Raw genomic sequence first — 18231 nt, forward strand, 5'->3', positions numbered from 1 at the left:
CCTAGCCGCAGGTCAGCGTCGGTGTCCCCCAGTCGCCGTGGTCGTTGCCGTTGCCGTCGCCCGCGTCACCGACCTTGAGGTCGATCACCTGGGCGCCGCTGACGTCGACGTCGATCGGCACCGCCGCCTGTCTGCCGCGTACGGTCGGCGTGGTCACCAGGGTCTTGCCGTCGGCGATCACCGAGAAGGTGACGGTGCCCGCGCCGCCCGTCTCGTCGTCGACACCGACGTCCGCCGTGAAGCGCGAGCACCGTCCGGCGAGGTAGAGCTGCACGTCGCTGACGGAGTTGGTGCCCAGGCCCTTGGCGTGGCCGACGCCGGCGATGGTGATCGGGCGGCCGTCCCCGGCGGCCTGCTCGCCGACGCTGCTGTCCCGCTCCACCGGGCCCCACCCGTTGGTGGACGACAGGAACGTCAGGTCGCTCACCGCGCTCTTCCCGGCCGGCGGAGCCGGTGGGATCCCGCCGACGACGCGCTCGTCGGTGCCGGTGGCCTGCCTGCCGTTCTGCCGGTAGCGCACCGTGGCGGTGAGTGCCGAGGCGGACGGCAGCGTCCCGTCCGGTGGCTGGACCTTCCAGGTGAAGGTGGCCGACGTGCCGGGTCGCAGACGGTCCCATGAGGTGGGGCTGGTGGCACTCACGCTCCAGCCGTCGGGCGCGGAGAGCGCGGCCGTCAGCCGGGAGGCGGACGACCGGTCCTTCGGCACCGCCACCGTCGCGCGGGCCGTGAAGGCCTGTCCCGGCTCGGCGGTGTCCGGCACGTCCAGGGTGACATCCGCTCCCGGAGCCTTCGGCATGGCGTAGGTCCGGGCGTCGTAGCGCGGGCTGTCGTTCTGCGCGACGCGCAGGGACGAGGCGTAGCTGCCGCAATTGGTGAGCGAGACCTCGCCGAGGCCGCCGGTGCTGCCGTCGAGGTTCCACACGGCGATGGCGATGCTGTTGTGGCCGTTCGGGTTCAGGATGCCGTCGGGGACCGGGAAGGTGTGCTGCGGGCCGAGGTAGTTGACGTAGTTGCCGACCTGCCAGCCGTTCACGAAGATCGTGGCACGGTACTTGCGGGCCGGGTCGTCGGTGAACGTCAGCCCCAGCGAGGTGTCCTGGCCGTGCGGCAGGCTCAGCCGAGCGTCGGTGCGGTACCAGGAGACCCCTGCACGGGTGTCGGTCGTCGGCAGGGACACCCGGTCCCAGTCGCCGTCCGGGTAGCCGGGCAGCGACCAGCCGGCCCGCTCGCCGTACAGGCCGCCCGTCGAGAGCGGGCCGCGCACGGTGTCCTGGAGGTCCTCGCCGCCGCGTACGCCCTGCAGCCGCCAGGTGACCGAGGTCAGCGGCGCTCCGGCGAGGGAGGCGCTGGTCAGGCCGCGCGCGGTCTTGTTGCCGTTGGTGGAGTTGTAGTCCTCCTCGTGCCCCATGTTCACGGTGAGCACGGAGATGAGGTTGTCGCCGTCGGACCTCACCGCGCCGGCCGGGAAGGTGAAGTCGGCGCTGCCCGTGGTGGAGCTGCCCAGGAAGGTGCCGTTGAGCCAGGCGGAGAACGCCTGCGCGCCGCCACCGGAGTCCGAGACCAGGTGGATGCCGGTCTCCTTGCCGGTGGCGCGGAAGCGGCCGCGGTACCAGGTATTGCCGGTGTGGAATCCGTAGTCGTCCGCGTACAGCACCGGCAGCGCGTTGACGCCGGAGACGCTGTTGGTGGTCGTCCTGTCGGCCACCTGCCAACTGGAGTCGTCGAATCCGGGGGCCGCTTCGGGGGATTCCTCGGCGTGTTTCCAGTTCGTCAGCGCCGGCAGGTGGATCGGGGCGGCCACCGGGACGGTACCGGTCAGGCTCCCCGTCTCGGTCGACCTGTTGCCCAACGCCCTGCCGTTCCAGGTGACATGGGCGGCGGAGGTGAACACCTCGACGTTCTTGTCGTCGGCGTTGTCCCCGGTGAGCGCCACGGTGCGGCCGCCGTCCAGGCTGGTCGCCGTCCGCAGCAGGTGGGTACCGCGGACGAGCACCGGACCGGTCGCCGTGTCCTGGCGCCAGAAGGTCTCCGCCGTGGCCTTGTCTCCCACGAGCAGCAGCAGCGGGCGCTTCCCGCCGCCGCTGACGCTGACGCGGACGAGGCCCTTGTGCGTGTAGTTGAGCCGCAGGTCGCCGGTGGCGGCGTCCCACGTGGTCGTGACCGTCCCGCCGGTGGCGGTCACGGTGGGCCGGGCGGCGTAGCGGAGGACGGTCTCGCCGTCGCTGCCCTGGTCGCCGTAGAGCACGGCGACATCGCGGTCGCCGATCGTCGCGCTGGTCATGATCTCCGAGGTCGAGTACTGCAACTGCGAGTCCCCGAGCCGGTAGTTCGCCACGATCACGTGCGAGTCGCGTCCGTCGAGAGTGATCGCGGTGCCCGGCTGCTGCGGCACCACCGGGTAGGTCGGCTCCGCGGTGTCGGCCGTCGGCACGTCGATGGCGTCGATGGCCACGTAGTTGTCCGTGGAGCCCGAGCTGTGGTTCCCGTCGACGACGATCTTCAGGGTGTGTGCTCCTGGCGTCAGGCCGGTCTTCTGGAAGAGCACCGCCTGGGTCTCGCCGCCGGAGTCGTCGACCGTCGCCACCTTGGTGCCGTCGAGGTAGACGTCGGCGTTGCCGTGGTTGTTCGTCTTCGAGCCGATCCAGCGGACCGCGGTGCCGTCGAAGGGAACGGTGACCGAGTCACCGGCCTTGTTGGAGAACGACTCGGTGTGCTTGTAGTCGCCGCCGGTGTAGCTCTGGTCGGCCACGTGCGACCACGAACCGGTGTACTGCAGCGCGGAGTCGGGGTCGTCCCAGGTGTAGGTGGTGTCCGCGGCCGGTTGCGCGTTGAAGTCCAGCGAGACATGGGTCTTGTCGACCGCGGTGGACGTGGAGTTGCCGTGCCGCAGGACGTGGAACTGCGTCTTCGTGTCGGGGTTCATCCGGGCGGTGTCGACGACCGCCGAGTCGTCCGGCGGCGTCGCCCTGATCGCCTCGGTCTCGGTCAGCGGGGCGACCGACTGGGTGAAGTACCCGATCAGCTTGTCCTCGTAGTACTTCGGATCGAGCTGCCGGGTTTCGCGGATCGCGGCCCCGTAGTCGTACGACGTGTAGTTCTCGGGCATGCCGAGCCAGCCCCAGTTGGTGCCGCCGTAGGTCATGTAGAAGCTCTGCGCGGTGGCGCCGACGGCGATGTTCTGCTTGTAGAAGACGTCGGCGAACTGGTCGTTGATCAGCTGCGCGCACTTGTCGTAGCCCGGTCCGCCCCAGGGATCGAAGGCACCGCCCTGGAACTCCGGCGAGTAGAGCGGCTTTCCGGCGGGGTGGTCGTAGCTGATGTCGGGGACGCCGTTCCACTTCGAGGGGTTGGAGCAGTCGAAGCCCTGGGGGTAGGAGTCCGGTCCGTCCACGTCCAGTGCGCCGGTGCCCGAGTTGAAGGTGCCGTTGTTGTTGCCGGTGAGCGGAACCGTGATGCCGTCGGCGCGGGCCTTGTCCTCCAGGTGCTGCATGTAGGAGCGGCCGGCGGCCGAGCCGTTGTAGTACTCGTTCTCGACCTGGTAGGCGATGACCGACCCGGTGCCGTTGGTCAGTTGGTGGCGGGCGATGATCCGGTCGATCTGCGTCAGCCACTCGTCCGCGTACTGGAGGAACCGCGGGTCGTCGCTGCGGTTGTTCCCGGCCTTCGTGGTCAGCCAGCCGGGCAGGCCGCCGCTGTCCACCTCCGCGTTGATGTACGGCGCCGGGCGGGCGATGACGTAGAGGCCGGCCTCCTGGGCCATGTCGAGGAGCTTGTCGACGTCCCGCACCCCGGTGAAGTCGTACACCCCCGGCTTGGGCGAATGGTAGCCCCAGTCGAAGTACAGGGAGGTGGAGTTGAAGCCGGCGGCCTTCATCTTCTGGAAGATGTCGCGCCACAGGTCCTGGCTCGGGAGCCGGAAGTAGTGGAACTCGCCGGACCACAGGTAGGTGCGCTTGCCGTCGACGAGGAACGAGTAGCCGTCGAGAGTCACCGTGTGCGCCCGCGCGCCGACGGCTGCTGTGGCGGCGGGTGCCTGCCGGCCGGTGTCCCGGGCCGCGGCGGCCGGCGCGGTCATGCCCACGGCCAGGGCGATGGTCGCGGCCGTCGCGAGGAGCGCCCGCCACCACCTCCGGCGATCGGGTCTCGCGACCTCTGAACGGATCCCACTTCCCCGCACTGCGGCCTCCATCCCCCTGAGCAATCACCATCGAACAGACTCAGGCAAAGCCGAACAGTAAGGGGACACAAGGTTCAACACAATGGGGCGGGAGGACACAGCCGTCAGGCATGCCGTCGCGCGCCCTGGACTTCACACATCTGAGCGGATGCGGCTCCGGACTTCGCACGGCGCAGGATCTCCGGTCCCACCGCGCCGCAGGCGACGGGGGGCGCGGTGGTTCCTACGCCGATTCGCTGCCGCTGCCCGGGCCGGTCGCCAGCCATGCCGAGAGCCAGGGCTCGAGTTCGTACGCGTACGTCCGGCTCGGCTCGTTCCGTGCAGAGCCGGGACCAGTGGTGATGCATGACGGGGTGCTGGTGCGACCGGCCGAGGCGGGCTCCGCATCACGAGGCGTGGGTCCTGGGGCAGTATGCGTGGCGCTCATCGTGCAACACACTCCCGGTTCCGATCGGAGCGACAACCACCGACGCGACCAGTGTTGATCGGCAAGGCACCCAGGGCATCGCACGATCCGGTGATTCGCCGGTGCGCTCTTCACCGTCGGGTACCGGAAGCGGTGGCCCCGTGCCGACTGTCATCGACGTCCGACGCGCGTGCGCGGCGCGGGTCCTGGGTGGCCACGCCGACGGGCCGGCCTTGCCTGGCTCCCCGGGACAGGTGGAGCGACCCGCACTTCACGTGGTCGTGTACGGCCTTCGCGGCGAACCTCGCGCGATCGAGACCACCGTCCGCGGCGCGGCAGCCGAAGCATCCCCACCGATCCGGTGATGGGCCCGCGCGCCGTCGGGCTTCTCCCTCGGACACGGCCCGTTTCGGGGACGACGCCGAGCCGTCGCGTCCGGCGTCACCGGTGCCGCCGGGCCGGGCGTCACCCGTTCAGGGGATCTCTGTGCCCGGGCTCCGCGGTCGGTGGACCCGGTCGGTCGAGCGCTTCGGCACCGGCGCCCCGCTCGATCGCCAGCCGGGTCAGCTCGACCCGTGAGTTGATGCCGAGCTTGGCGAAGATGTGCTTCATATGGGTGTTGACGGTGTGTACGGACACGTAGAGCCGGTCGGCGACGGCTCGGTTGGTGAGGCCCTCGACGACGAGCGGGATGAGTTTCCGCTCCGATTCGGTCAGGTCCTCCCACCCCCGGGGGCCGACCGTGTGGGCCCGTACCGGGGCGGTACGCACGCCGAGCCGCCGCAGGCGCCCCCTGATCCGTTCCTGGTCGCGCACGGCCCCCGAGGCCGACGTCAGGCGGCCCGCTTCCTCGAAGTACGCGATCGCCGATGCCGTGTCGCCCGCTTCGGCCGTCCGCTCGGCGAGGTCCTCGCAGGCCGCGGCGAGGGCCAACGGTCTGCCGGTGTTCCGGTAGCCGGCGACGGCGGACTCCAGGGCACCCGAGTCGTGGTGGAGCAGGCCGTCCACGTGGGCGCGGACGGCCCCGATGATCTGCCGGCTCTCGTCCTGTACGGCCAGGCCGCGCAGGGCCCTCGACACGGCCTGGGCGAGTGGCGCGTCCCCGCCGCGGAGCGCGATGCGCACGATCCCGGGCCAGTGCGACGGGGGCAGTGCCGGCAGGCGCGCCGGCTCCCGCCTCGCGAAGCTCTCCGCGAGTACCGCCGCAGCCGCGCCGTCGTCCCCCTCGGCCTCCGCCAGGCAGGCACGCGCCAGAGAGACCCAGGGCCCGTACCGCTGAGTGTGTGTGCCCACTTCGGTGCCGACGGCGCCGAGGTGGTCCCTGGCCTTGGCGAGGTCACCGCGTCTGGTCTCCACCAGTGCCAGGACCGCGCGGGCCTGCGGAGTCGGCAAAGCGATCTCCAGTTCGTCCGCCACCGCGAGGCTGGCCTCGGCCTCCACGGCCGCGTCGTGCAGGGCGCCCTGTTCGAGGAGCGCACAGGCGCGGGCGGCATGCCAGTGGGGCAGTGACCAGCCCAGGCCCAGCGCCTCCGCGTCGCGTTGTCCCTCCCACAGGGTCCGCTCGGTGTCGGCGAGCCGGTCGGTGACGGTCAGTACGGTGGCCAGCCACAGCGCCGGAATGCGCGGGGGCCGCAGATAGAGCGCGACGGGCAGGGTACGGGCGCGCCGGGTGGCCTCCTCGGCGAGTTCCAGGGCGCGGGCCAGGTGGCCGCGGTAGAAGAACGTCTGTGACTGGAACACCATGGCGCTGACGACCACGGCCGGATCGTCGCTGCTGTAGGAGGCCTCGACCAGCCCGGCCCCGGTCCGCTCGGCGGCGGCGATGTCTCCCAGGTAGACGAGGCCCGTGGCCTTGGTCTTCAGCAGCCGGACCCGCAGGTCCGACGGCAGCCCGGGCAGATCCAGGGCCTTCTCCAGGTGTGCCGTCGCGGCGGCGTCGTCGCCCGCGGCCTGGTGGATCTCGGCGGCCACCAGACGCAACCGCGCCTCCTGCAGCGGCTCGAGTCCTTCCGGCAGCGTGGCGTCGACCAGGTCCAGCGCCTCGTGTACCCGGCGGGTGCGGCCCAGGTACTCGGCGGCGTCGGTCAGCAGGGCGATACGGCGCGGGTCGTGCGGGGGCAGCAGGCCGGCGACCCGGTGGGCCAGGTCGGCCGCCGCGTCGGGCGCCGAGGACGACATCTCCCGTACGGCGGTGGCCAGCGTGGTCACGGAATGGTCGTCGACCGGGCCGCCGGACATCACGACGTGCCAGGCCACCTCCGCGGGGCGGGCTCCGGTGCCGCGGAGGCTTTCGGCCGCCTCCCGGTGCAGGGCGGTCCGCACGGCCGGCGGCAGGTTGTCGTGGACCGCCTGCCGGGTGAGGTCGTGGCGGAAGGCCAGGCGTGGGCCGTCGGCCGAGAGCAGATCGGCGTTCAGGACGGTGTCGACGCCCGACAGCAGGCTGCCGACCTGTCTGCCCATCATCCGGGCGGCCGTGCCGAGGTCGAATTCACGGCCGAGGACGGAGCCGATCTGGAGCAGGTGCAGGGCGTCCTCGGGGAGCCGGTCCAACCGTGCGGCGACACTGCGCCGGAAGCTGACGGGAATGCCGTCGCGCGGCAGGCCGGTCTCGCCCGCCGCCATCCTGGCGACGTCGGTGTCGGCGAAGCCACGTACCAGTTCGATGGCGAGAAAGGGGTTGCCCGCGACACCGCGCAGCAGCCTGGCCAGTCCGGGTGACGGCGTCGCCCCGAGGACGTCGGCCGCGATGTGCTGCAGGTCGCGCTGCGGCAGGGGGCCCAAGGTGAGCCATCGGGCGCCGAGGCGTTCGAGGTCCTCCCGGACCCTGGCCACGATCGGCCGCTCTGCGTCCGACCGTACCGCCAGAACCCACAAGATCCGTGCGGCGGCGAGCCGCCCGGGCAGGGTGCGCAGGACGAAGAGCGTGGCGGGATCGGCCCACTGGGCGTCGTCCACGAGCACGGCCACCGGCGCGCGCTGGGCCCGCTCCTCCAGGGCGTCCGCGATGCTGTCCAGGAGCAGGAGTCGCTGGTCGTCAGCGGCCGACACGGCTCGGTGGGAGCCGTCGGAGGGCTGCAGGGCGGACTGCAGGGCGGCTCCCGCCGCGTACTGGTCGAGTTCGTCGGCGCGTACCGAGACCACGTCGAACCCGGATCGCCGTGCCATCCCGTCCAGCTCCGCGAGGAACCGGCTCTTGCCGACGCCGGCCGCGCCCTCCACGACGACGCAGGCGCCCCGGCCGCCGCGCACCACGTCCAGTGCCTCACGGGCCGCTGTGATCTCGCGGTCCCGTCCCCGCAGGCGCAGCCCGGTCACGGCCCCGTTCCCGCGCCCACCGGCGTCGTCGCCGGCGGGGTCTGTGCTGTGCATGCGGCAAGCATGGCGCACGGTCACATCGGCCCTCAACGCGAGTCCCGGGGTGACCATCGCTTTCACCCGGGTGAAAGCCCCTTCCGGGCCGTCGGCTCACCCTGTCCGGACACATGCTGCGTGCCATCCGGATCTCTTGTCCCTGGAGAGGAGTACGACGTGCGTACAGGCAAGGAATACCTGGCAGCGCTGAACGACGGCCGCACGGTGTGGGTGGGCGACGAGCTCGTCGACAACGTGGCCACGCACCCGAAGACCCGGGCGTACGCCCGGAGCCTCGCGGCCTTCTACGACCTTCACCACCGCCCGGATCTCCAGGACGTCATGACGTTCGTGGACGAGGACGGGGTACGGCGGTCCATGACCTGGTTCCAGCACCGCTCCGCCGACGACCTGCGGCGCAAGCGGGAGTACCTGGAGACGGTGCAGCGCGAGCTGGGCGGCGGGGCCGTACCGCGCACACCGGACGTGAACAACTACGTGCTGCTGACCTATGTGGACGACCCGGAGCCCTGGAGCAGCCAGTCCGTCGGGACCGACGGCCGGGACCTCACCGTGGGGCTCCTCGACTTCTGGAACGAGGTGCGCGACGGCGACCTCAACGCGACACCCGCCTTCGTCGACCCGCAGGCGGACCGCTCGCGCGACTCCGCTCAGGCCGAGTCCCCCGCCCTCAGGGTGGTCGCCACCTCGGACGAGGGCATCACCGTGCGGGGTGTCAAGGCGATCAGCACCGGCGCGGCCTTCGGCGACTGGATTCACATCGGTGTGTTCTACCGGCCCGGCATCGTCGCGGAGCAGATCATCTACGGGGCGGTGAAGCCCAACACCCCCGGGGTCACCGTCATCTGCCGCGAGAGCAACGTCCGGGACGGCGAGGAGGTGGAGCACCCGCTCGCCTCGCAGGGCGACGAACTGGACAGCATCATCGTGTTCGAGGACGTGCTCATCCCCTGGAACCGCGTCTTCCACATCGGCAACCCCCAGCATGCTTCGCTGTACCCGCAGCGCGTCTTCGACTGGCTGCACTACCACTCGCTGGTGCGGGCGATGGTCAAGGCCGAGCTGATGCTCGGACTGGCCCTGCTGGTCACCGAGCACATCGGCACCTACCAGTTGCCGCCGGTCCAGGCCCGGATAGCGAGGTTCGCCGGTTTCCACCAGTCGCTCAAGGCGCATGTGGTGGGTTCGGAGGCCCAGGGGTTCTACACGCCCGGTGGCATCTTCAAGCCGAACGTCCTGATGTTCGACTTCGGGCGCGCGTACTACATCGAGCACATCACCGACATGGTGCACGAGCTCATCGACCTGGCCGGCCGGGCCGCGCTCATCTACCCCACCGAGGGGCAGTGGCGGCAGCCCGAACTCAGGCCGTGGCTGGAGGCCCTGCAGACGGGACCGGTCGGCAGGCCGCACGACCGGCTGAAGATCAGCCGCGTGATCCGCGACATGTTCCTGTCCGACTGGGGCGACCGGATCGGCGTCTTCGAGAACTTCAACGGCACGCCCCTGCTGGCCATCCGCACGCTCACCATGAAGCGCGCCGAGATGTCCCCCAACGGCGCCATGGCGGACCTCGCGCGCAAGGTCTGCGGCATCGAGAAGGTGAGCGCCGAGGAGGAGTCCGCGTACCGGGCCCAGGCGAACTACGCCCGACGCCAGGACGCCTCACGTCAGGACGCCTAGGCCCCGGACGCGGGCCGGCCGAACGGCCTCCTTCGGCCGGCCCGGTGAGCGGGGCGCCATCGCCGGCTTGTGCGCGCCCCGGAGCAGGAGCCAGGGCCCGGGTCACAGCACACCGCACTCCCGGGCCCGGGTGACCGCCTCGTTCCTGTCGTGTGCGTCGAGCTTGCGGAAGATCGCGCGCACCTGGGTCTTGACCGTGTTGTGGGAGACGTACAGCTCGGAGGCGATCTCCCGCAGGGTCAGCGAGCCGCACAGCGCTCGCAGCACCCGGCGCTCTCCCAGGGACAGGTCCTGGGGCCGGGGACCGACGGGTACGGCCGACGTGTCCCCGGCGACGCGGCCGAGCAGGTTCGTCAGGATGCCGGGCGACTCGCATCTGGCCGCCGCTCCCTCGGCAGCCGCCCGGGCCCCGCGCGCCACGTTCGAGTCGTGCCGTGCGGCCGCCAGCCGCGACCGCGTGAAGTGCCACAGCGCGCGCACGTGGGGTTCGCTATCCGTCCGGGACGAGTCCGCCAGTGCCGCTTCCGCAGCGGCCAGCACCTGTTCGGCCTCGTCGAGGCGCCCCTCCCCCAGGAGCAGGCCGGCCCGGCCGACGTAGGCGGGCACCGAGACGAAGTGGCGGTCCAGACCGGCCGTCGCGATCTCGTGGAGGGCCTCGTCGCTCAGGACGTGTGCCAGTTCGTGACGCCCGGCGAGCAGTGCGCACAGGGTCCGCAGACCCAACGCGCGGACGAGTGCCAGGCCGTGTCCGGCGGCGTGCGCGTCACGGGTCGCCTCGCCGAGCAGTTCTTCCGCCTCCTCGTACCGGCCGGTCCACAGGAGAGCGGTACCGCGGGCCGTACCGGCCAGCGCGCGCCAGGAGGTCAGCGGCAGGGTGCCGGTGACGGCGGACTCGCCGACCCGGTCGGCGGTCAGGACCTCCCCCTTCAGACAACAGGCCACGGCCCGGGCGACGGCGGCCGCGTCGCCGACCGTGCCGCCCTCGCCGACGGTCTGGGCTCCCGTATGCCTGAGCAACGCCACGTCCAGCCAGCGACAGGCCGTGACGGGTGCGCCTTCCGCCAGGGCCGTCATGGCCGCCACGACACACAGGCGCGCGTCGGCGGCCACCGTGCGACGCGACAGCAGGTCCAGCCACTGCGAGACGCGCGCACCGTGGCCCGCCGAGATCCCCTTCTCCCAGCCGTCGAGGACCGCCGCGACGGCCGCCGGCTCGTCTCCGCCCAGCGTCCAGTGCCGTACGGCCTCGGTCGTCCGTCCCTGCCGTGCGTACCACTGGGCCGCCGATCGGTGCAGGGCCGCGACGGTGTCCGATCCCTCGGCTGCCAGGACGTCGGACAACAGTGCGCCCAGTGCCCGGTGCCTGCGGTACGTGGCCGCCTCGGCACCGACGGGCACCAGCAGTTGGACGGTTCGCGCGAGTTCGCGCAGCAGGACGCCCGCCCGGTCGCCCGCGAGTGCCTGGCACGGTCCGGTACCGAGTTCGTCGAGCACGCCGGTGCGGAGCAGGAACCGGCGTTGTTCGGTGGTGAGCCGGTCGAGGACCTCGGTGGCCAGGTACTCGGTGACCGCTTGTCTGCCGCGGGCCCGCTGCCCCTCGACGTCGGCCTCGCTCCCGGAGCGGGCCAGGGCCCGTCCCATGATGCACAGCCCGGCGGCCCACCCCTCGGTGGCCTCGTACAGGGCGCGCGCGTCTGCCTCCGTGGGCGCGGATCCGAGCAGAGCGGTGAGCACCGCTCGTGCCTCCTCGGGGGTGAAGGCCAGGTCGTGCAGGTCGAGTTCGGCGACCAGGCCACGGGCCCGCAGAGCCGGAAGGGGGCCTCCGGGAAGGTGCCGGGTGGACAGCACGACGCGGAAGCCGTGCGGCAGCCGGGTCACGAAGTCCGCGAGGGTGCGCAGTGCGTCGGCGTCCGTGACGGTCTCCAGTCCGTCGAGGACCAGGGTGAGCGGTCCCGCCGCGCCCACCGCCGTCAGCAGGGCGGGCAGGGTCCCGTCGAGCCAGGAGTCGGCCGTCCACTCGCCCTCGTCGAGACGGCCGGGCAGATCCGCTCGTGCCTGCTGAAGTGCGCGCAGGATGCCCGACCAGAGCCGGTCCGGAGCGTTGTCGCAGGTGTCCAGGCTGAGCCAGGCGCACGCCCCGCGAGCGGCCTGGTCCCGCGACCACTCGGTCAGCAGTACCGTCTTGCCGGCACCGGCCGGTGCGGAGAGAACCACCACGGGCTCGGTGGCCGCGTCGAGCCGGTGCAGCAGGCGCGGACGGGTCAGAAGATGCGGGGGCTGGGCCGGAGGATGCAGCTTGAAGCTCGGCACGGAGCTGGTCATGGCAGTTCCCCTGGAGTGGGTCGGAACGAGCGGGAGCCCCCGACGGCCGTGACTCGCCTGCGAGAGCCGGACGTCGGGGGCGTCGGTGGGCCGGTCATCGGAACGGCGGCTGCCGCCGAGGCCTAGCGCGAGGCCGTCCTGAGCGCGCCGAAGCCGCCGGCGAAGTGGACCAGCGGCCGGCTGTCGACGCGGTGCGTGCAGTAGCGGACGGCTCCGACGAAGATGGTGTGATCGCCGCCGGGGAGCGCCTCGGCGACATCGCAGACGACGGCCGCGATGGCGTCCTTCAGCACCGGCACGCCGTGGTCGTCGACGGTCTCGATGCCCGCGAACTTGTCCGGTTTGGAGGCGGCGAAGTTCCGTGCCAGGGCCTCGCCGTCCTCGCCGAGCACGTTGACCGCGAACCGGCCGTGCTCCGCGATCGCGGTCCGCGTGTACAGGTGGTTGCCGATGCACACGAGCAGTTGGAGCGGGGCCAGGGAGAGGGCGGACACGGCGCTCGCGGTCATGCCGATGGGCGTGCTTCCGGAGCGTGTGGTGATCACGCTGACACCCGTGACGAGCCGGCCCATCGTGGCTCGGAAGTCGATTGCCGTGTCGAGGATTTCGGTCATCGGAAGCCTCCGTGAAAGTCGGGGGAACGTCGGTGCGTAGGGCGGGGCCCGGGATGGCTCCCGGTCCAGGTGGGTGTGTTGGCCCGCATGTCGCTCGGGCGCGGCCCGACGTGTGCGGCGCCGACGGCGGTGAAGTCAGTCCGCGGGGAGGGGTTCGAGGACGAAGGTGCGGCGCAGCAGGGTGTACGGCACGTCGGTCAGGCCGCGGCAGGGACCCGTGTCGGCCTCGTACGTGTCGTAGGACTCCAGCAGCGACTGCTTGACCCCGAACACCGGATCGGTGTCGAGGTACGGGTCGTCGGAGGGGAAGAGCATGGTGGTGACGCGCTGGAATCCCGCAGCCGTGATCAGCAGATGCAGGTGGGCGGGACGCATCAGCGACCTGCCGGTGGCGCTCATGAGTTCGCCGACCGGGCCGTCACCGGGGATGGGGTAGCTGGCCGGGCGGATGGAGCGGAAGCCGAAGTGCCCCGTTTCGTCGGTTCGGAACAGCGCCCGCATGGCCGGGTCGACGCGGCCGGGTACCTCCATGTCGTAGTGGCCGTCCGCGTCGCTGTGCCAGACGTCCACCCCGGCGCCGGTTACCGGTGCTCCCTCACGGTCCACGACCCGTCCCTCGAAGAACAGCGGGGTGCCGGGCAGGCCGCCGGAGATGTCGGCGGCGTCGGAGTGCTGCGGCCGGTCCTCCCTGAAGTAAGGGCCAAGGACACTGTTCTGGGTGGCTTTGGCGGGGCGCCGGTTGCTCAGGGCGTCGACGAGCATGGTGACGCCCAGCACGTCGGAGAGCAGGATGAACTCCTGGCGCGTGGGCGTGCACGTGTGCCCGGTACGTGTCAGGAAGTCCACTCCCGCGGCCCACTCCTCCTCGGTCGGTTCGACATCGCGGACGAAGGCGTGCAGGTGCCGGACCAGTGAGCGCAGGATCTCCGCGAGGCGGGGGTCCTTCGTGTCCCGCATGGTCGAGATCACGGCCCCGGTGATGGTCTCGCTGGTCAGATCGCGCATGGCGTGCTCCTGTGGTGATCGAGTGTTCGCTGGCGGAGTCGGTGCGGGCGCCGGTGCTCCGGTGACGGTCAGCCGGGCGCCGGTGCTCCGGTGACGGTCAGCCGGGTGCCGGTGCTCCGGTGACGGTCAGCCGGGCGCCGGTGCTCCGGTGACGGTCAGCCGGGCGCCGGTGCTCCGGTGACGGTCAGGGCCGCTCGCCGGCCCAGGCCCGGGTCAGGAAGGCGGTCACCGCCCCCCGGTCCACCGGACGCGGATTCCAGTAGCCGTCCCGCACGACGAGTTCGGCCGCTTGGGCGATCCCCGACTCGGGCATGCCGAGGTCCCGGAGGGCCCTGGGTGCGCCGAGCCGCCGGGCGAGATCGAACAGGGAGTCGGCGGGGTCGTCTCCCGGCAGTGCCCGCGCGAGGCGGGCCATGGCCTCGCCGGCGGCCGGGGCGTTGTAGGCGACGACGTGGGGCAGGACGACGGTGTGCGTCTCGGCGTGCGGCAGTCCGAAGGTGCCGCCCAGCACATGGCACACCTTGTGGTGCAGGGCCATGCCCACCGTGCCCAGGCAGGTGCCGGCCAGCCAGGCGCCGTACAGCGCGTCGGCCCGTGCCTCCGCGTCGTCCGGTCGTCGCGCGATCAGGGGCAGGGAGCGGGCGAGGGCGTCGAGTGCCTCACCGGCCATCAGGAAGGCGACCGGGTCCTCGTCCTGTGCGTAGAGGGACTCCACGGCGTGAGCCATGGCGTTGATGCCGCTGACCACCGATACCGGAGCCGGAAGTGTGTGCGTCAGCTCGACGTCGTACACGACCGTCCTGGGCCGTACTTCCGCCAGCCGCCTGGTGGTCTTCCTGCGGCCCTCGGTCTCCCCGAGGATCGGTGTCATCTCCGAGCCGGCGTAGGTGGTGGGCAGCGCCAGCTGCGGAAGACCGGTCCGGGCGGTGATCGCCTTGCCCAGACCGACGGTCGACCCGCCGCCGACGGCGAGCACCGCGTCGGCCGCCACGGACCGGGCGCACGCGACCGCCTTCTCGGTGACCTCGACGGGAGTGTGCGGGGCGACCCCGGTGAAGGTTCCCGCGGCTGCCGCGCCCAGCAGATCCCGTATCCGCGCTGCCTGCTCGACCTGGTCGGGCGTGCACAGCACGAGCACCCGACGGCATCCGAGGGCATCGGCCTCTTCGGGAATACGGCTGCGGGTTCCGCTGCCGAAGACCACCTTGGTGATCTGGCCCCGGTGCACGAATGTCTTCATGAGATTTCCTCGGTCCTGCCGCGCCATATCCTGGGTGGAAGGAAGCGTCGTCATGGAATTGAGGTGCGTCAACGGAATCCGTGGAAGATGACGGACAGCCCCGCCGGAATACCCTGTTCGCGTGACTCCCAAGGTCCCATGCTCCCCTGGAGCACGTGCGATATCACTCATCTGCGGTATGGCCCGACCGAGTCGGGGCACCCGAGTGTGGGTGCAGGTGCGGACCCGCGATTGTCACAATGCTCGAAAGGCGTCGCCGAGCCCGACCGATTCCCGTTCATTGCGCTACGGAAAATCGCCTAGTGGGTCCGCGCTGTCGAGCGGCGGCGTGAAAAGCGATGGATGAAGTGGTGGCCTGCACCGGCGTGGGCAGCCGGGGCGTCGTCCTGCTCCGCGGACGCTGACACCCCTGCGCGTCGTCGCCCCGGCCCAGCCGAGCGGAGGGCGTGTCTTGACAGCGCAGGGAAGGGTATCCAGGATGGGAAACCATGGAAACTAATTCAGTTTCGAAAGTTTCCGAGGGTGACGAGCGGCGTGCCGAGGCGATCGTGGAGGCCGCCGGCCGGTTGTTCTTCGCGCCGGGCCTCGCGCCCGTGAGCATGGACGCACTCGCTCGTGAGCTCGGCATGAGCAAGAAGACGATCTACCGCCACTTCCCTGACAAACGCAGCCTGCTGGCCGCGGTGCTGGACCGGCAGTTCGCGGCGGTGGAGGACACGCTGGCGGCGGCGGCCGAGGGCGCGGAAGGACAGCCGTTCCACGTACGGGTCCAGCGGTTCCTGGTCGCCGCGGGCACCGAGCTCGGGCGGATCGGCGCGGCTCAGCTCGCCACCGGACGCGGCGGGGACCCGATGCTGCGCCAGTACGTGGAACAACGCGTGGACGCGGTGATCTACCGGCCCATCGACGAGCTGTTCCGGTACGGGCATCGGCAGGGGCTGCTGACCGCGCCCCCCGAACTGCTCTGCGAGATCACCCGCGGCGCGCTGGAACGCCTGTTCACCTCCCGGCTGCCGCAGGAACTGGAGTGGACCGCGACTGACCTGCTGCGGGCCACCGTCGACACCGTGCTCTACGGGGCGATCCGCCCCACCGGCACGGGTGCCGACGCCGAACGACTCGGAGCGGCCATTCCGGCTGCCCGTGACGACGACAAGGAGGTGAGCCCATGACCGCGACAACCGGCAGGGTGGCCCTGGTGACGGGCGCCAGCAGCGGAATCGGCGCGGCCACCGCACGCGTGCTCGCCGAGCGGGGCATGCGCGTGGTGCTCAACTACCTCAGCAACACCAAGGCGGCCGAGGAGATCGTGGCCGACATCGAGGCGGCCGGCGGGCGGGCCATGGCCGTACAGGCCGACGTACGCGAGGTGCCGGCCGTCCAGGACATGGTCGAGCGGGTACGGGCGGCCTGGGGCGGCGTGGACGTGCTGGTGCACAACGCGCTCATCCCCTACGCCGTCAAGTCGTTCCAGGACATCACATGGGACGAGCTGGGGGGCAAGCTCGACGCCGAGATGCACGCGGCCTTCGCGGTCACCAAGGCGGTGCTGCCCACCATGACCGCACAGGGCTGGGGACGCATCGTCTATCTCGGTACCGGCCTCAGCCGCCGGCCCCGGGAGGGCATGATCGCGCTGGGCACGTCCAAGGCCGCGCTGGAGCAGTTCGCCAGGTACCTCGCCCAGGAACTGGGCCCGCAGGGCATCACGGTCAACATCGTCTCGCCCGGACCGGTCGAGTCCCGTACCGCCGCTGACGTGTTCGACGACGCGACGAAGCAGCGACAGGTGGCCGCCACTCCCCTGGGCCGCCTGGCACACCCGGCCGACGTCGCCCAGGCGGTCGCCTTCTACGTCGGCGAGGACAACACCTTCATGACCGGCACCACCGCCGCGGTCAACGGCGGAATGGCCATGTACTGAATCCGCCTCGCCGCCCCCCGCACGCGGGACCGCGCCGTCACGGGCCGGTCGGCCGCCGGACGTCATCCGACACACCGTCACCTGAGCACCGGACGGCACAGCGCCTGTGACCGTCACGGGCGCATGCTTGCGACACGATCAAGGAAGCAGCGTATTCATGTACACGATCGATCTTGCCTACGTCGGCCGGGGCCTGCATGAGGAACTGGCCGCCTACATCGCCGACCAGGAGGACTACTACGCCGACGAGGGCGTCCATGTCGCGCTGCGCGACGGCTGCACCTGGGACGAGGAGCGGCTGCGCCGCGGCGCCACCATCGGGCTCGGCCGGGCCCTGCTGTCCCGGCTGACCGACGGCACCCCGTGGGTCGGGCTCAACGTCAACACCCACCGTCCGCTGTTCTGGTTTCTCGCCCGTCCAGAACTGACCTCGATGGCCGACCTGGCCGGGCGGCGGCTGGCGGTGCACGCCCCGCACACCGCCCCCGGCTGCTTCACCAGGATCGTGCTGCGCAAGGCCGGTCTCGACCCGGACCGTGACATCCGGACGATCGTCCGGGCGCCCGGCGACTACGGCATGGACCTGCGCCGGCTGCGGGACGGCGAGATCGACGCGGCGCTGGTCGGCAGCACCATGGCGCCGGAGGCGGTGGCCGCCGAGTACGGCTGGCGGGTGCTGGCCTGGCTGGGCGACCACTTCCGGATCCCCACCGTGGGCCTGGCCGTCGACACCACCTACACCGACCCGGACGACCCGGCGGTCCAGGCGGTCCTGCGCGCACACCGACGGGCCCTGAAGGTGATCCACGAAGACCCCGACACCACCGTGCGGCACATGCAGACGTTCCTCGGTGGACACACCCCGGACGAGGTCCGAGCGCACTACGACACCTTCATCGCACCGCACTTCACCACCGACGGCCAGGCCGACCTCGCGATCGGCGACGCCGCGATCACCGCGGTCGCCGCCGAACTCGGCGTGCCCGCCACCTTCACCGCGGCCGAGTTCTTCCGCACCACCGCCCCCTAGGGCCCGCACCTGGTATCGCGTGCGTCCGTCGGGTTTCACCGGGCACGGCAGGGCGCCATTTCCGTGACCCGGGAATGAACGCGATGGCAGCATTCCAGGCGAGCGCCGTCGCTTTGAGGCCATGTCCTGATGTGCGGCCGTCGTGGCACATTCACCCCCCCGGCTTGGCTGCCATATCCGCCTACCGTGGTGGTGTGACGCGCCGGAAGGGTTTTCTGCGCCGATTCGGGCGCGTCTGCCATTGGCCGTATGCGAAGAGGAAAGAAGGCGATCCGCGTCGTGGCTTTGCGATCCCGCGCCGGACAGCCGGTGTCGAATGGGCTGGAATTCGGCCTCAACGAATGGGTTGTCGACGAACAGTACGAGCGGTATCTGCGGGACCCGGACTCTGTCGACCGGGCGTGGCGGGATCTCTTCGCCCTCCCCAGCCCCGCGACGGACGGACGGGCACCCGAGAA

10 protein-coding genes and 1 pseudogene are annotated in these 18231 nt (G+C 71.2%); 5 read left to right on the forward strand and 6 right to left on the reverse strand.

All coding sequences use genetic code 11. From position 1 onward, the window contains the following. Position 1: 1 nt before the first annotated feature. Positions 2–4075 (reverse strand): beta-galactosidase, encoded by a 4074-nt coding sequence (locus ACZ4N4_RS25495; protein ID WP_467592841.1) that lies wholly within the window; start codon positions 4073–4075, stop codon positions 2–4. 973 nt (positions 4076–5048) lie between these two features. After that, positions 5049–7952, reverse strand: coding sequence for a helix-turn-helix transcriptional regulator (locus tag ACZ4N4_RS25500; protein ID WP_467592413.1), 2904 nt, complete (start codon positions 7950–7952; stop codon positions 5049–5051). A 159-nt stretch (positions 7953–8111) separates the two neighbouring features. Here ACZ4N4_RS25500 and ACZ4N4_RS25505 point away from each other — a divergent pair, with 159 nt between their 5' ends. Beyond that, positions 8112–9638 (forward strand): 4-hydroxyphenylacetate 3-hydroxylase family protein, encoded by a 1527-nt coding sequence (locus ACZ4N4_RS25505; RefSeq protein ID WP_467592417.1) that lies wholly within the window; start codon positions 8112–8114, stop codon positions 9636–9638. Positions 9639–9740: 102 nt separating this feature from the next. Here ACZ4N4_RS25505 and ACZ4N4_RS25510 read toward each other — a convergent pair whose 3' ends face one another. The 4 genes from ACZ4N4_RS25510 to ACZ4N4_RS25525 form a co-directional block, all read right to left on the reverse strand. Next, positions 9741–11960 carry a helix-turn-helix transcriptional regulator gene (locus tag ACZ4N4_RS25510; protein WP_467592419.1) on the reverse strand — a complete coding sequence of 740 codons (2220 nt, stop codon included), beginning with the start codon at positions 11958–11960 and terminating at the stop codon, positions 9741–9743. 122 nt (positions 11961–12082) lie between these two features. After that, positions 12083–12574 carry a flavin reductase family protein gene (locus ACZ4N4_RS25515; protein ID WP_453578300.1) on the reverse strand — a complete coding sequence of 164 codons (492 nt, stop codon included), beginning with the start codon at positions 12572–12574 and terminating at the stop codon, positions 12083–12085. Between the two features lie 135 nt (positions 12575–12709). Then, on the reverse strand, positions 12710–13579 hold the full coding sequence (locus tag ACZ4N4_RS25520; protein WP_467592421.1) for a dioxygenase family protein: 870 nt from the start codon (positions 13577–13579) through the stop codon (positions 12710–12712). 184 nt (positions 13580–13763) lie between these two features. Further along, positions 13764–14819 (reverse strand): maleylacetate reductase, encoded by a 1056-nt coding sequence (locus ACZ4N4_RS25525; RefSeq protein ID WP_453578295.1) that lies wholly within the window; start codon positions 14817–14819, stop codon positions 13764–13766. 488 nt (positions 14820–15307) lie between these two features. Between ACZ4N4_RS25525 and ACZ4N4_RS25530 the strand changes: the two genes are divergently transcribed. The 4 genes and pseudogenes from ACZ4N4_RS25530 to ACZ4N4_RS25545 all read left to right on the forward strand — a co-directional run. Beyond that, a complete protein-coding gene (locus ACZ4N4_RS25530; protein WP_467592426.1) occupies positions 15308–15991 on the forward strand; it encodes a TetR/AcrR family transcriptional regulator in 684 nt (227 codons plus the stop codon). After that, complete coding sequence (locus ACZ4N4_RS25535) at positions 15988–16743, forward strand: SDR family NAD(P)-dependent oxidoreductase (protein WP_467592428.1); 756 nt, start codon at positions 15988–15990, stop codon at positions 16741–16743. The genes ACZ4N4_RS25530 and ACZ4N4_RS25535 overlap by 4 nt, the downstream gene beginning before the upstream one ends. A gap of 157 nt (positions 16744–16900) precedes the next feature. After that, positions 16901–17773, forward strand: a complete 873-nt coding sequence (locus ACZ4N4_RS25540; RefSeq protein ID WP_467592431.1) for an ABC transporter substrate-binding protein — start codon at positions 16901–16903, stop codon at positions 17771–17773. Positions 17774–18022: 249 nt separating this feature from the next. Next, a pseudogene (locus ACZ4N4_RS25545) lies at positions 18023–18181 on the forward strand (2-oxoglutarate dehydrogenase E1 subunit family protein); the annotation flags it as partial. Positions 18182–18231: the final 50 nt, after the last annotated feature.

The organism is Streptomyces sp. NPDC026538 (assembly GCF_055567535.1).